Annotated in this window: 16 protein-coding genes and 1 tRNA gene; 5 read left to right on the top strand and 12 right to left on the bottom strand. The window is 57.5% G+C overall.

Annotated features, from left to right (window positions below; genetic code table 11):
• Positions 1 to 82: 82 nt before the first annotated feature.
• The 3 genes from ABVT35_RS16165 to ABVT35_RS16155 all read left to right on the top strand — a co-directional run bounded on the left by ABVT35_RS16165 (position 83) and on the right by ABVT35_RS16155 (position 1,936).
• A complete protein-coding gene (locus tag ABVT35_RS16165) occupies positions 83 to 1,003 on the top strand; it encodes a PhzF family phenazine biosynthesis protein (protein ID WP_368467614.1) in 921 nt (306 codons plus the stop codon).
• Positions 1,004 to 1,102: 99 nt separating this feature from the next.
• A tRNA-Lys gene (locus ABVT35_RS16160) sits at positions 1,103 to 1,178 on the top strand.
• Between the two features lie 137 nt (positions 1,179 to 1,315).
• A complete protein-coding gene (locus ABVT35_RS16155; RefSeq protein ID WP_368467613.1) occupies positions 1,316 to 1,936 on the top strand; it encodes a hypothetical protein in 621 nt (206 codons plus the stop codon).
• A 68-nt stretch (positions 1,937 to 2,004) separates the two neighbouring features.
• Here ABVT35_RS16155 and ABVT35_RS16150 read toward each other — a convergent pair whose 3' ends face one another.
• Positions 2,005 to 3,780 (bottom strand): SLC13 family permease, encoded by a 1,776-nt coding sequence (locus ABVT35_RS16150; RefSeq protein ID WP_368467612.1) that lies wholly within the window; start codon positions 3,778 to 3,780, stop codon positions 2,005 to 2,007.
• 298 nt (positions 3,781 to 4,078) lie between these two features.
• On the opposite strand from ABVT35_RS16150, the gene ABVT35_RS16145 reads away from it, so the two are divergent.
• Together ABVT35_RS16145 and ABVT35_RS16140 are read left to right on the top strand one after the other, a co-directional pair.
• Positions 4,079 to 5,353, top strand: coding sequence for an outer membrane protein (locus ABVT35_RS16145; protein ID WP_368467611.1), 1,275 nt, complete (start codon positions 4,079 to 4,081; stop codon positions 5,351 to 5,353).
• A gap of 40 nt (positions 5,354 to 5,393) precedes the next feature.
• On the top strand, positions 5,394 to 5,816 hold the full coding sequence (locus ABVT35_RS16140; RefSeq protein WP_368467610.1) for a hypothetical protein: 423 nt from the start codon (positions 5,394 to 5,396) through the stop codon (positions 5,814 to 5,816).
• A 184-nt stretch (positions 5,817 to 6,000) separates the two neighbouring features.
• Here ABVT35_RS16140 and ABVT35_RS16135 read toward each other — a convergent pair whose 3' ends face one another.
• The 11 genes from ABVT35_RS16135 to ABVT35_RS16085 all read right to left on the bottom strand — a co-directional run bounded on the left by ABVT35_RS16135 (position 6,001) and on the right by ABVT35_RS16085 (position 13,671).
• On the bottom strand, positions 6,001 to 6,249 hold the full coding sequence (locus ABVT35_RS16135; RefSeq protein ID WP_368467609.1) for a hypothetical protein: 249 nt from the start codon (positions 6,247 to 6,249) through the stop codon (positions 6,001 to 6,003).
• Positions 6,250 to 6,442: 193 nt separating this feature from the next.
• Positions 6,443 to 6,691 carry a hypothetical protein gene (locus ABVT35_RS16130; RefSeq protein ID WP_368467608.1) on the bottom strand — a complete coding sequence of 83 codons (249 nt, stop codon included), beginning with the start codon at positions 6,689 to 6,691 and terminating at the stop codon, positions 6,443 to 6,445.
• A 222-nt stretch (positions 6,692 to 6,913) separates the two neighbouring features.
• On the bottom strand, positions 6,914 to 7,483 hold the full coding sequence (locus tag ABVT35_RS16125) for an invasion associated locus B family protein (RefSeq protein WP_368467607.1): 570 nt from the start codon (positions 7,481 to 7,483) through the stop codon (positions 6,914 to 6,916).
• A 363-nt stretch (positions 7,484 to 7,846) separates the two neighbouring features.
• Positions 7,847 to 8,323, bottom strand: coding sequence for an SRPBCC family protein (locus tag ABVT35_RS16120; protein ID WP_368467606.1), 477 nt, complete (start codon positions 8,321 to 8,323; stop codon positions 7,847 to 7,849).
• The gene (locus ABVT35_RS16115; RefSeq protein ID WP_368467605.1) at positions 8,316 to 8,621 is read right to left on the bottom strand and encodes an ArsR/SmtB family transcription factor; all 306 of its coding nucleotides are present in this window, start codon (positions 8,619 to 8,621) and stop codon (positions 8,316 to 8,318) included. Before ABVT35_RS16115 ends, ABVT35_RS16120 begins: the two co-directional genes overlap by 8 nt.
• Before the next feature lie 55 nt (positions 8,622 to 8,676).
• A complete protein-coding gene (locus tag ABVT35_RS16110) occupies positions 8,677 to 9,762 on the bottom strand; it encodes a hypothetical protein (RefSeq protein WP_368467604.1) in 1,086 nt (361 codons plus the stop codon).
• 25 nt (positions 9,763 to 9,787) lie between these two features.
• On the bottom strand, positions 9,788 to 10,396 hold the full coding sequence (locus ABVT35_RS16105) for a helix-turn-helix domain-containing protein (protein WP_368467603.1): 609 nt from the start codon (positions 10,394 to 10,396) through the stop codon (positions 9,788 to 9,790).
• Positions 10,397 to 10,430: 34 nt separating this feature from the next.
• Positions 10,431 to 11,402 (bottom strand): isopenicillin N synthase family dioxygenase, encoded by a 972-nt coding sequence (locus ABVT35_RS16100; protein WP_368467602.1) that lies wholly within the window; start codon positions 11,400 to 11,402, stop codon positions 10,431 to 10,433.
• A 61-nt stretch (positions 11,403 to 11,463) separates the two neighbouring features.
• Complete coding sequence (locus tag ABVT35_RS16095) at positions 11,464 to 12,051, bottom strand: carboxymuconolactone decarboxylase family protein (protein ID WP_368467601.1); 588 nt, start codon at positions 12,049 to 12,051, stop codon at positions 11,464 to 11,466.
• A 44-nt stretch (positions 12,052 to 12,095) separates the two neighbouring features.
• A complete protein-coding gene (locus tag ABVT35_RS16090; protein WP_368467600.1) occupies positions 12,096 to 12,863 on the bottom strand; it encodes an amino acid ABC transporter permease in 768 nt (255 codons plus the stop codon).
• Positions 12,864 to 12,894: 31 nt separating this feature from the next.
• A complete protein-coding gene (locus ABVT35_RS16085; RefSeq protein WP_368467599.1) occupies positions 12,895 to 13,671 on the bottom strand; it encodes an amino acid ABC transporter ATP-binding protein in 777 nt (258 codons plus the stop codon).
• Between the last annotated feature and the right edge of the window lie 16 nt (positions 13,672 to 13,687).

The following is a 13,687-nucleotide window of genomic DNA, read 5'->3' as shown; positions in this document are numbered from 1 at the left end:
AAAAATACAATTGTCCGATCCGAACCGGCTGTGCCATTGTGCTGTTCGGAGCTATTTCATTGGTATCAGACGGAGTGCCGAAATGCCGCGCCAATACGCTATCTACGACGTTTTTACCTCTGACCGGCTGGCTGGAAATCCGCTGGCTGTCGTTTTTGATTCTGAGGGTTTGTCGGACGAGGCGATGCAGCAGATTGCCGGTGAGTTCAACCTGTCGGAAACGGTCTTTATACTGCCATCGGACAATCCGGCCCATGGTGCGGGCCTGCGTATTTTCACGCCTGGGCGGGAGCTTCCCTTCGCCGGACACCCGACGGTCGGTGCGGCGGTGGCACTGGCGGAACAAAAGACCGGCGGTGGCGATACCGATATCGACCTGATGAGCGTGCTGGAAGAGGGCGTCGGACCGGTGCGGACGGTTGCCAAGCTGCAACGCGGCCAGGCAAGTTTCGCCGAATTCGACCTGCCGCGGCTTTCGGCGCGGATCGATGCGGAAATCAGCAAGGATATGGTGGCTGCGGCGCTTCAGATCGAACCACATGAGATCGGCTTCGAAAACCACCAGATCTCATTTTGGAATGCCGGTGTGCCGTTTGTCATGGTGCCGGTGCACGATCTTTCCGTAGCAGCCAAAACACGCTGTGATGCAGCACTGTGGGAGCAGCTGGCGCCGATGGCCGACGGACAGCTAGCCGATGCCTTTATCTACTGCCGCGGCGGTGTCGCTCACGATGCGCATTTTCACGCCCGCATGTACGCGCCGCATGTGGGCATTAATGAAGATCCAGCGACCGGTTCGGCTGCCGCCGCCTTTTCCGGTGCCATTCACCACTTCGACGAACTGCTCGACGGACATCACGCAATCCTGATTGAACAGGGCGTGGAAATGGGCCGGCCTTCGAAGATCCACCTGCACCTCGAAGTGGATGGCGGCAAGATCATCCAGGCAAGAATCGGCGGTAATGCGGTCAAGGTTGCGGAAGGTTCTCTGCTGATTGATTGACCTTGTGTCGCGGGTCATTGCGGTCCATTGCCGGAAAGTCTAAATTGGACTGGACAAGGCAGGGAAGGGCGGTTATATCCGGCCTCTCTTATTGGTTCCGGGTGTGTAGCTCAGTTGGTAGAGCAGCTGACTCTTAATCAGCGGGTCCACGGTTCGAGCCCGTGCTCACCCACCAATTTTTTCAAGCATTGTTGCCGCACACGATCGAGGCTTTATCGCCTGGACCGGCGGCCGGCTGTCCAGCACTGCGCAATGGCAACAGCAGCGCGGGATAACCGGCAAAAGTGAGCATGAATGGGAAGGGGACCGCCAATGGCCGAAGAAGAGATCGAATGGGTCGAGGAATATGCAAGAGAGCTCGTACGGGCGGGATTCAGCGACCGCGATGAAATTGTCGGCTTTATCGGCAAATACATTGAAGGTGAGGATTATGCCGACCAGGTGTCACCGGCGGAACTGGCGGACAAGGAAATCGCAGCTCTTGTGGAAGAGCAAAAAACCTGGCCTGAAGTGACCGATTTCGACCGGTTGGAACAGGTGTTTCAGGAACTTTATGAGAAAGCGATCCTGCCGCGCCACGACTTCACCTGCTGCGCGCAATGCGGTTCAGCGGAATTGATCGGAGAAATCGAGGACGAAGCCACAAAGGGCAAGGCTCCGAATGGGTATGTCTTTTACCACCAGCAAGACACGACATCTGCGCTTGAGGGAGACGGCCTTCTTTTCTTTTTCGGATCCGCTGATCTGGAAGCGTCTGAAAGCGACTATGTTGCGATCGGGCAAATTTTGGAGTCTGCGTTGCGGGAAAAAGGATTTGAGGTCACCTGGGACAATACTTCGGGAGCGCGCATCGAAATAAATATGGATTGGAAAAGGCGGTGGGGCAGCAAGTCGGAGTTTGTTCAAAAACGGCCGTTTGTGCCGCGCCACTAGCGTCCGTTCAAATATTCAACAGACCAATCTGGGAGCAGGTCAGACAGTTCTTCTCCCGCGGCACTGCCCTACAAAGGAAACACCACCAGGATCACCGGCACGGAGACGGCCACGACCAGGACTTCGAGCGGCAGGCCGGTGCGCCAGTAGTCACCGAATTTGTAGCCGCCGGGGCCCATGATCAGCGTGTTGTTCTTATGGCCGATCGGGGTGAGGAAGGCGCATGAGGCCGCGACGGCAACGGCCATCAGGAAACCGTCCGGATTGGCATTGAGCCGGGCCGCGATGTCGACGGCGATCGGCGCGCCGATGACCGCCGTTGCCGTGTTGTTCAGGACATCCGAAAGCGTCATGACGACAAGCATCAGCGCGGTCAGCACGACCCAGGAAGGCAGGCCGGCCGCCAGATCGACGATTGCGCCGGCGATCAGCTGCGTGCCGCCGGCATTTTCCAGAGCCACGCCGAGCGGGATCATACTGCCGAGAAGCACCACGACCGGCCATTCTATGTGATCGTAGACGTTGCGGATGGGAACGATATCGAGGATGACGTACAGGGCGACGACAATCGCCAAAGCCGTGGCAAGGTAAAGCAGCCCGAAGGCCGACACGGCAATCGCTGCCGCAAAGACACCGACAGCCAGCCAGGCTTTGCGGTGCTGCGTGACATTGAGGCCGCGTTCTGCCAGCGGCAGGACACCCAGCCAGCTGACCAGATCCTGCAGCCGGTCTTCGGGGCCGAGCAGCAGCAGGATGTCGCCGGCCCGCACGGTTTCGTGGCGAACGCGCTTGGCGAAGCGCTTGCCTTTCCTGGATATGCCCAAAAGCGTGACGCCGCGGCGGGCGCGCAGCCGCATGGAGATGGCGGAACGGCCGGCGATGCGCGACTCGCGCGGCACCACCACCTCCATCAATGTCAGGTCTCCGGCGGCGGCCTTCTCGCTCGGTCGTTCGCCGAGGAATTCCAGTCCGAGCGCGCCGCGAAACCGGTCGATGTCTTCCGCATTGGCCTCGACGATCAGCATGTCCTTGGGGCGCAGGATCACTGTGGAGGAAAAGCCGCCAAGTCTCTTGCCGTTTCTGATGACACCGAGAATGGCGACATCATCCTCATCGCCAACCGGATAGAGGTCGCGAACCTCCTGGCCGACCGCCTTGGATTTTTCCGGCACGACGAGCTCGGCGAGGTAGCCTTCAAGCTCCCGCAGATTTTCCGTCGGCGCCTCATCGCCGTCACCTTTTGGGATCAGGTGCCAGCCGATCAAGGCGACAAAGGCGATGCCGACAATCGCAACGGCCGCGCCTACGGGCGTAAAGTCGAACATGCCGAAAGGTGCGCCGAGCGCACGCTCGCGAAAGGAGGCGATAATGATGTTGGGCGGCGTGCCGATCAGCGTGACCATGCCACCAAGGATCGTGGCAAAAGAAAGGGGCATCAGCGTGCGGCGGGCAGGGCGTCCTGCCTTCTTGGCGGCCTGCAGATCGACCGGCATGAGAAGTGCCATCGCCGCAACATTGTTCATAAACGCCGACAGCACAGCGCCGACACCGCTCATCATGGCGATATGGCCCGCCGTGCTTCTGCCGGCATCGATCAACCTGCGGGTGATAATATCGATGGCTCCGGAATTGAGCAGTCCGCGCGAAACGACCAGAACCAGCGCGACGATGATCGTCGCCGGATGACCGAAACCGGAAAACGCCTCTTCGGTGGGAACGAGACCAAGGACCAGGGCAACCAGCAGTGCGCAGAATGCCACCAGATCGTAGCGCCAGCGACCCCAAAACAACATGGCGAATACGGCCGCGAAGAGCGCAAATAACTCAGCCTGTTCGATGCTCATTTACCGGCCCCCGAATCCCGTTGTCGCCACAAGACAATGCGTCATCGATAGCAGCTTCAGGACTGGAAACAAGCATGGGAGCATATTCGACAGCCAGCATGGCGATGTGTTGTCATTAAAACGCCTTGCGGGACGGGACGAGGGGCGGCTGGTGGCCAATGCGTGCATCCGTTCTGCATCTGCCGGATAGAATTGAGGATTTATTGCCGGCCCGATAAAGACCGGGCTTTTCACGGAAATCCAGCCGGGTTATGAGTGATTGTGGGATACATCCAAAGGTTGGGGGACATTGGCGGCGATGAAGAAGACAAATTCGGCCATCGTAATTGCCATGCTGGCTGCGACGGCTCCTGCCGGCGCAACTGAACCGTTCCGTTTGTTTTCGTCCCCGCTGACGGGCCAGACCAGCGTTTATGACTGGACCGGCTTTTACATCGGCATTGGCGGTGGCACCGGATTTCTGATCGACGAGGTCAACATTCCTGCATTCGGCGCCACGTCGATCAGCGGCGTCGGCGGGCGGGGTTATTTCGGTAAGCTGACGGTCGGATACGACCATTTGTTCTCAAATGGTGTGGTGGTCGGCGGTGCCATAAGCGGCCGGTACGGCGATGTCGATACATCGTGGTCGGTAACGGGCGTGCCGCTTACCGGAGAACTCAAGGCCGATTACGGCATCGATGTGATCGGGCGGCTGGGCTACACGATTGCGCCACGGACGCTTGCCTATGTACTGGGCGGCTATAGCTGGCAGCATTTCGAGCTCAGTTCAACAGCCCCGGCATTTTCAACCGGCTGGAATGACAGCGGGTTTGTCGTTGGAATTGGTACGGAGACGGCCTTCAGGAACAACTGGACCTGGAGTTCGGAATATCGCTATTCGCAATATTCCGGCACAAGCATTGCCGCGCTCGGCGGCGTCGGTATCGATCCGGCAACGCACATGTTTCACTCGAGCCTCAATTACCGGTTCGGGGGTGGTCCTTCCGGTATCGAACGCGCGTCGTTTGTCCACGACTGGACAGGATTCAAGGTCGGTGCAGCCGTCAGCGTGGGTGCGTCGCTCAACAAGGTGACAACGGCCGGTGGCACGATCACTTTCGACGGGCTCGCAACCGAAGGATATCTTGGCGAAATCAATATAGGTTATGACCGGGAATTCGGGGAGCGCTGGGTGGCTGGTGTTGTCCTTGCCGCCGAGTATATCGGTGCATCATCATCTGCGACGTCAGCAGGAACGACGGTCTCGGCCAAGGCGGATGATTTCGGTTTTGATGCGCTTTTGAGGATCGGGCGGAAATTCAACGACTATACGCTCGGTTATGTCATTGGCGGATATACATGGCAGAACCTGTCGGCATCAATTTCGGCCCCCGCGGCGACAACAGATGTCAGTGTCAACGCATTTTCAATCGGCACGGGAACGGAGCTGGCCCTCAGCGAAAAAACCAGTGCCTATGTCGAATACCGCTACACGATGTACGAAGATGTCAATCTTGGCGGGGTGGCAACGATCGAACCGTCAAGCCACACGGTTCGTGTCGGCGCCAAGTTCAAGCTTTACCCTGACTGAACCAGGTGAGGATGGCAGCATGGTCCCTGTGGAGACTTGAATGTGCAGAACTGGAAATTATGCCCGGGCTGTTCTGCACCCGCCAACACTCATCATGGTAATGGCGCTAGCGCTCGGTGTCTTCTCCTCTTCGGCAACATCTGCTGACCTCGAATTCCAGGTAGTGGATGGACAGGTTCTCGGCCCCAACCTTGAGTTTAGCGGTGAGGAGGTGAGTGTCGAAGTCGTAGAGAACAGCTACATTTCAGGTGAATATATGCTCGTCATTACCCTTCCGCCGGAACGTGCAGCGGAATTCGAGCGATTAACAGCAAATAATGTTGGCAAATACATTCGCCTGTCCATCGGTGGAACCGTTGTTTCGGAACCGAAGGTAGCGGAGGCGATAGCCGGCGGCGAAATTGCCGTGACGGGACCTTTTACGAAACGGCAGGCTGAGAAATTAGCAAACCAACTGCGATAGCTGTCAGTCGTTCGGAAGCGCCTGTTTCTATTCCACCATGTGCGTCTTTAGCCACAGCTGGCCCTGGCTGGTCCAATCGGTCAGGGCCTTAATTCGGGGCGCCATTTGCATGTTCTGTTCAAGAAATGACAAAGCCGGGAAACGACTAAGGCGTATCCCGGCTGTTTTGTTCCGCTTGAGGCAGCTAGCGCCAGTGACACCTGGTCGTGTAGACCTGTCCGCGCGAATTGCGGTACTGGCACCTGCCGTCGGCGGTCGTTGCCAGATAGGTGCCGAAGCCGCCGATCAGGGCGCCGACCACTGCGCCGCCTGCACTGTTTGTTGCGATTGCACCGACCGCGGCACCTACGCCCGCCCCGGAAGCCGTCTTTTCCGCAGTCGTGCAAGCCGTCAGAGTTGCGGCTGCAAGAATTGCAATTACCAATGCCTTCATCTGTAAACTCCTGTTTTGCAGTCCCCTATGGAGTCTTGCCTGTATGCGGGCGGGCACTACGTGGCGTGTAACCGGGTTGTCGAAGATATCATACAGGCATCTAAACGTCCGAAATCCTGAATTCCAGAGAAACAACCAACCTTCCATGTCGGACTATGCGTTGTTGTTTCCCGGCGATTCGTGATCCGGAATCCTATAACCAGTGGCACCTCGTTGTGTAGATCTGGCCTCTGGAATTACGGTACTGGCATTGGCCGTCGCCAGTGGTGGCAATGTAAGTGCCAAAGCCGCCAATCAGGGCACCGGCGACAGCTCCTCCAACGCTGTTCGTTGCCGCGCCGCCGATTACAGCGCCCAGACCTGCACCGGAGGCCGTCTTTTCCGCAGTCGTGCATGCCGTCAGTGTTGCGGCTGCTAGAAGTGCAATAATCAAGGCCCTCATCGATTCACTCCTGTGTTTGCCGTCCTTTGCCGTGACGCCTGGACATGGGCGGGATTTCGATCGGGTATAACCGCCCGTCTGCCAAACCACGATGATGTGTTAAGTGCAGTATCGAAACTCCCGTTCGCAAGGTCAAGTCATGAACGCCATAGATAACATGTCTGCGCAGCGCCATGATATACATTCGAATTCCAGGAAGAGTGCCGCAAAGTCGGGATGCCATCAGATTTTGTTTTTCCCGTCGCCCAGCATTCTCAGGCTGGCAGCCAGCCCGTCGACACTTATGGTGTAGGTGACAGCTTCACCGCTGGTGTTGTGGATGGTGGCGGTCGTCCGTTCGGTTTCCAATAGCGTTTCGACAAAACCCGCATTGAGGTTGGCCGCCGATTCGCAATATCCCGTCACGCATTTCGAATAGGGCAGGGTCAGGGGCTTTTGGCCGCTGGTTTCAAGAATGATGCCGCGAGCAATCTGGACGCCTGTCACGGTCTGCCAGCGAGCGCTCATATTGCCGCTATGATCAATGGCGATCTGCCAGGAAAACACAACCCTTCCTTGTTCGGCGATCTGGTGGGTAATTGTGCATTTCCGCTTCGGTGCTTTTTGATTGTCGCACTGATAGAGCCAGTTGCCGATCGGAATGCCCTTCGCCTGCGCAATGGTTCTTTCCTGACCGGCCATTTTTTCGGGGAGGCTCTCAGTGCGGAAGTTGTCTGTCCGATTGCCGAAAATGTCGACCGTCAATTCAGACGACGTCCAAAGGGACTGGATCGCGGATGGTACTTGCACCATCAGGATCTCCAGATCCTCACGGGGCAAAACAAAGGCTGCGAACGCAGATGCGAACAGCGAAAACACCAATATAAAAATAAAGAGGAAGCGCATGGTACAACTTCAAAATCTTGAAAAGTTCAAGCGAAGCGACCAACGGGGCCATTTCAAGGCATGATCGGGTAACTGAGCGCGCCGGCCCTGTGGATTGAACGGGCGTTACACAATTTGATTGTATTGGCGGCCGGCAGCGGTGCCGTGGCCGCAGATCGAGCAGCACTGCAATAAGAAATAGAGCGAACTTTCAAATCGTAATTTGACCAGCCTGAACGGGCCCGTCAGTGAGCCTTTGTCGGGATAGCCGATTGCATGTGTTCCGGAAGATCAGCCGGTTCGCGCCTTTTCCGCTTCGCAAGCGCCGCCAAAACAGACCTCGAATACTCTGACCCATCCATTGTTGTAGTGGTCGCGCGCCTCGCCGCCGCGCTCGCCGAGCGCTTCCCAATTGCGGTGTTCGAGGGTGACCTGCGTTTTGTCCGGTGCGAGCTGTTCGAAGCGAACCTCGACCTCGGTCTGGTTTTCCACCGGTTCGGCAACGTGCCAGGAAAAGCACAGGATTTTGCCGGGTTCGTAGACCTTGACCGAGCCCCAATGCAGTTCCTCTCCGTCTGGTGTCGTTTCGTAAATTCTGCCACCGACGCCTTGCTCGATGGTCACTGACTTTGCAGGCTTGCCGAGACGTCCAGCGGAAAGCGAATGTTGATCGAGCGGCCACCAGTTGGCGGTGCGTTCGGCAAAAATCGCAAACGCGGTTTGTGCGTTGCAGGGAACCAGGATCAGTTTCTTGATCGGATCAACCATTGTCTTCTCCCATATGCCGATGGACCTCTTCCGCATAGGCGGACAAGACATCGCTCCAGAATGTGTCGAGATAAGCCTTCAGTTCTGCAAGACCGTCGCGCCTGATGCCGTAATAGCGGGCCGTGCCATGCGGGCGGGCCGAAACGAGGCCGGCTTCCTGCAGTACTTTGAGATGCTGCGATACAGCCGGACGGCTGATCGGCTGCCGGCTTGCAATGTCCGAAACCGTTCGCGGACAGTCACGCAGAGATTCAAGGATACGCCGCCGGGAAGGATCGGCGAGCGCTGTCAACGCCATTTCGTAAGTCATGACTTACGGTAAGGCGCTGCTTACGGAATGTCAATGACGGCGGTCAGAGCCCGATTTCGCGCGAAGCGTGGTCGAAAAGGGCATTGAGCCCAGGCCACCGGTTGAAGACAGAAACAATGTCTTCATTCAGAGTCCGGTTGAAGCGGCCCTGATCCCAAAGAGTTTGACCGTCGACGGTCACCACCGCGTCAAACACCATCCAGCAGATTTCGCCCGGTGGGTAAGCCCCGCAGGTGTGGAAATGCAAAATGCGCGGATTGGGAAAAGCGGTGTTCGACCAGCGGTCGGGATTGTCTGAAGCAGGCACCGGATAGGCGCAGGCCGGGTGCATTCCGGAATGCCAGGAATGCACAAACATCGGTTTGATGCCGAACGTGTCGGCAACGTGCCGGTAGTGCCGTTCGACGGCCTCCACGGTATCCTGCGGTCCTTCGAAGCCGGAGATGCGGTTGCCGTCGACCAGTGCAAACACCGTTTGATCAAGACGAAGCATGGCAGGTGTGTAGGGCCGCGAGTTGGTTGGCGTCAGATATTCGGTGACAGCCACGCGCCCGGTAAACCCAGCGGTTGAGATCGGCTTGTGTATGCCCATTGGAAACCGCTTGACAGCAACATCTTCTGGTCCGGAGCCATCTGTTTGTGATTGGCCTGTAATATCAGTCCCGCTCGCGCAACCGATATGGATCATTTCGGCCGCGTCCAATGTCCGGTTGATAGCATCCTTCAATGCGAGAAACGCTTCGTAGTGAAACCGCCCGAAGGGAGACGCCAGCATTTCGGCGTCGATCGCGTAGGACATGACCGCGGGCCGGCCGGCGTGTGTTATCGAAAAGCGCCCCTGATCGCCGATACGGGCGAAAAACACCGTCTGGTCGTGCGCGGCCATGGCGGCGAGGATTTCCGGTGAAAGTTCACCGCTCTTGTCCGGTCCCTGCACCATCATCATGGTGGCCGGCATATCGAGTTTTTTCGCCTCGGCGGCGACGGCATGCGGCGCTTTAAGGTCATACCAGCCAAGGGCGGGGTCCTCATGGACGATCAAAATCGTATCGCCAGGATTGGCGCCGGCGCAGTTGATCAGAAGATTGCGGGCGCCTTCGGCAAGGTTGTCCATGGCGATATCGGTCATAAGTTCCTCGCAGGTGGCGCTTTGTCTAACGTCCGGACGCCTGGACGGACAGGTAGCGGAAAACAGGAGTAAGGACTTCCTTGATGCCGTAGCGCAGTTCGGCATCGAGGCTGAGTGAATCGCCCTCATGCAGGTGGATCTCCCGATCGCCGTATAGGTAGATTGCTTCACCTTCCAGTGCATATATGAACAGGCAGCCGTGCCCGTTATAAATGGGCGGGCGCGAATCATCCCTGCGGTCGAGCGTGATCATCAGAGCCTCGAACTCAAGGCCGGGGCGGCGATGAAATCCGAGTGCGGTAAAGTCATGGGAGTGTTTGCCGGCAACGCGCGTTGAGACGAGGCCTTGTCCGGCTTTCACATGGGTTATGTCGGCCGTTGCGGTTCCGGTTTCGCGCAGCAGGCTGACAATCGGCACTTCAAGCGCCTGTGCGAGGGATTCCAGTGTTGAAAGGGAGGGCGAGACCTGACCGTTTTCTATGCGGGAGATCATCGCCGCTGACACATTGGCCCGGGACGACAAGTCCCGGGCGGTCAGGTTGTTGGCTTCGCGAAGTGCCCGCAATGCCTTTCCGACTGCCTCGTCGACGCCGCTATCTGAAAGCGGTTTCTTGTTTACGACCTGATCTGTCATTCAGCGCCCGTCCAATCCCATTGATGCCGGCTGCCTATTTGCCATCCTTGGACCGATAGGAAAAGGCCTTGCCGAAACGCCAGACGAGGTAGTCACCGCAGGAAATGGGCTCTTCCTTCATCTCACAGTCGGGGCCGAAGATGTCGCGCGCGTCGATCATCGTCTGTGGCTCCGGGTCATAGGCCATGACAAGGGAGAGGCGTTCCTTGCCGGATTTATTGATGACCCTGTGCGGTGTCGAGCGGTATTCGCCGTTGGTCCAGCGCGAAAGTAGGTCACCGACATTGACAACGAGCGTTCCCGGGATGGGCGGTGCGGCCACCCATTCGCCATCCAGCGTTTCAACCTGAAGCCCGCCGACGGCATCCTGGCACAGCACGGTCAGGACACCGAAATCGGTATGCGGGCCGACGCCAAACTGCTCTCCGGCGGAACTTTCCTGCGGCGGATAGTACACAAATGATGCGCGGCTGAGCGGGGCGTCATTTGTCTTCAGGAATGTGTCTTCGGGCAGATCCAGACCGAGCGCAAATCCGCGCATGAGGTGATGCGCAACTTCATGCACCCGGTTGAAATATTCCATCGATACGGCCTGCATGTCAGGCATGAATTCTGGCCACCGGTTGGCGCCACGCAGACTGTGATCGTCCGGTGTTTCGCCGGCCTTGTCTTCGTAACCCCAGATAAAGCTTTCCTTTAGGTCGACCTTGTCGTCGTCCTGCATTTTTGCGCCGCCGACGGACAGAAAACCACGATGGGCACCGCTGACGGCGACCGTGCCCTTTTCTTCCGGTGTGTGCCGGAAAAACCGCATCGCGGCCGACCTGGCAGCATCAATCGTTTCTTCGGCAATGCCGTGGTTGGAAACATAAATGAAGCCGACTTCGCGGCTTGCACGGTGCAGTTCCTTGGCGACACGAACGGGATCGGACCCGTCGCGTAACGGGCCAATGTCGATCACGGGGATCAGTTCGCGTTCAACTTCTTTCAAAACCGGATCGGACATGCGCATTCCTCCATCACATTGCTTGATGCATTATACGCAATAAATTTACTGACATGCAATATCACTTTTCAGAATTCTCTCCGTAATATCCGATTACATCGCCGTCGGTCGTCACGCCCAGCCCGTTCAGGCAGCGATTGACGTAGTTGAAATAGCCGATGATCTGGTTGGCTTCGAGGATCTGTCCGTCATCGAAGCCGGCATTGCGCAGGGCCGTGACGTCGCCTTCGGCCATGTCGCCCGGGTTTCGGGTGAGTTTGCGCGCGTAGCACATCATTGCCGCATCCGGGGCCCCGAAAACCGTTTCCGGGCGGTCGGCGCGCAATGCCCGTTCGATTTCATCCGCCCGTGCTTCATCGCCGATCAGATGCCGGGCATTTGCCCAGTGGTTGGCAAAGGAGTAGGGGCAGTCGTTGAGGAGCGACACATAGGAAGAGATGGTTTCCTGCAGCCACAGGGGCAGTGTGTTGGCGTCATCATGCAAGGCAGCCCGGTAAAGGATGACGTGTCCGCGCATCGTATTGGGGCGCAAAGAGTGCACACGCATTACATTGTCGACCGTGCCGTGCGGTGTGCGCGCCATTTGCAGGGCGTCCAGAAGGTCGTCATTGGCGTCTTCGTCTGCGATCATGCTTATCCAGGCCGACATTATTTCCCCGTCTTTTTCTTTGTTTGTTTCATCCGTTGTCTTGTTCAGCCGCGCTCATCGGCGCGCATCTTGCGTTCAAGCCAGCGCACGCCGGCCGAGACGATCAGGATCAGAACCAGATATTCCAGCACCAGGATCGTGTAGATCTCCAGCGAGCGGTACTCCGTCACCACCAGTTCATTGGCTCGGCGGGTCAGTTCCTGCATGCCGATCACCGAGACCAGCGACGACATTTTCAGCATGTAGACAAGCTGGTTTCCGAGCGCCGGCAGAATGCGTTTGATTGCCTGGGGCAGGATGACGAAACGCATCGTGTCCGCGTAACTCAGCGAAATCGATTGTGCCGCCTCATATTGCCCGCGGTGGATCGACTGTATGCCGGCACGGAAAATCTCTGCCTGAAAGGCGCTGTCGGAAAGGGCGAGCGCAATCACGCCTGCCCAGAACACGCCGATCTGGATATTGCCGAGCTGCGGGAGCCCGTAATAGACCCAGAGGATCATCACCAGGATGGGGATGGCACGGATGAACTCGACATAGGACCGGTTGAAGAGCTTCAGATAGCGGTTTTCCGAAAGGCCGGGGAGTGCCACAAAAAGCCCGACGACGACGGAAATCAGTATCGCCGTTATGGAAAGAAGCAGCGTGTATTTCAGCCCGCCAAGCAGGAACAGCAGATTGCTCATTCCTGATTTGGTCGTGGGCGAGACGACATACCAGCCCCAGTTGGCGGAGCAGCCCGACAGCAAAATCACAAGCGCGGAAAGAACGAATATCTTACGGGTGATAGGTTGGTTTAAGGCCTGACGCATGATCATCCTCTGAATTTCCGGCGGGCGCTTGTCAGTGGCCCAGAATCTGTTGCAGGAACTGCTGACAACGGTCGCTTCGCGGGTTGCCGAAGAAGGTTTCGGGATCCGCCTTTTCGACAATCTCGCCGTAGTCCATGAACACCATTGTGTCGGCCACCCGACGGGCAAAGCCCATCTCGTGTGTCACGCAGATCATGGTCATTCCGCTTTGCGCGAGTTCAGTCATCACGTCGAGCACCTCGGAAATCATTTCCGGATCGAGCGCCGAGGTCGGCTCGTCAAACAGCATGATGCGCGGCTCCATGCAAAGCGACCTGGCGATAGCCACGCGCTGCTGCTGCCCGCCGGAAAGCTGTCCGGGATATTTGTCTGCCTGCTCGGGGATGTGAACGCGTTCGAGATAAAATTCAGCCCGTTCCCGCGCCTCGCTTTTCGAAATCTTGCGTGCTCTCAAGGGGCCAAGCATCAGGTTCTCGATCACCGTCAGGTGCGGGAACAGGTTGAACTGCTGAAACACCATGCCGACTTCCTGGCGAACCGTTTGAATGTTGCGTGCATCATCCGTCAGTTCGGTCCCGTCGACCACGATCTTTCCCTGCTGGTGGCTTTCCAGGTGATTGATGCAGCGGATCATTGTGGACTTGCCGGATCCGGACGGGCCGCACACGACCAGCTTTTCGCCCGCCTTAACGGTCAGATTGATGTCCTTCAGTGCCTGAAATTCGCCAAACCACTTGCAGACACCATCAAGTTCGATGATCGGTTCACCCGTGTCTGCAGCCGCAGCGGCATCGTCAACGTGCGTCACGATGGCCTTCTCCCTC

The sequence above is a fragment of the Hoeflea sp. TYP-13 genome (genome assembly GCF_040932035.1).
Classification (GTDB): domain Bacteria; phylum Pseudomonadota; class Alphaproteobacteria; order Rhizobiales; family Rhizobiaceae; genus Hoeflea_A.
Note: the sequence above shows the minus strand (reverse complement) of the source record. Positions and strands in the feature narration are given on the sequence as shown.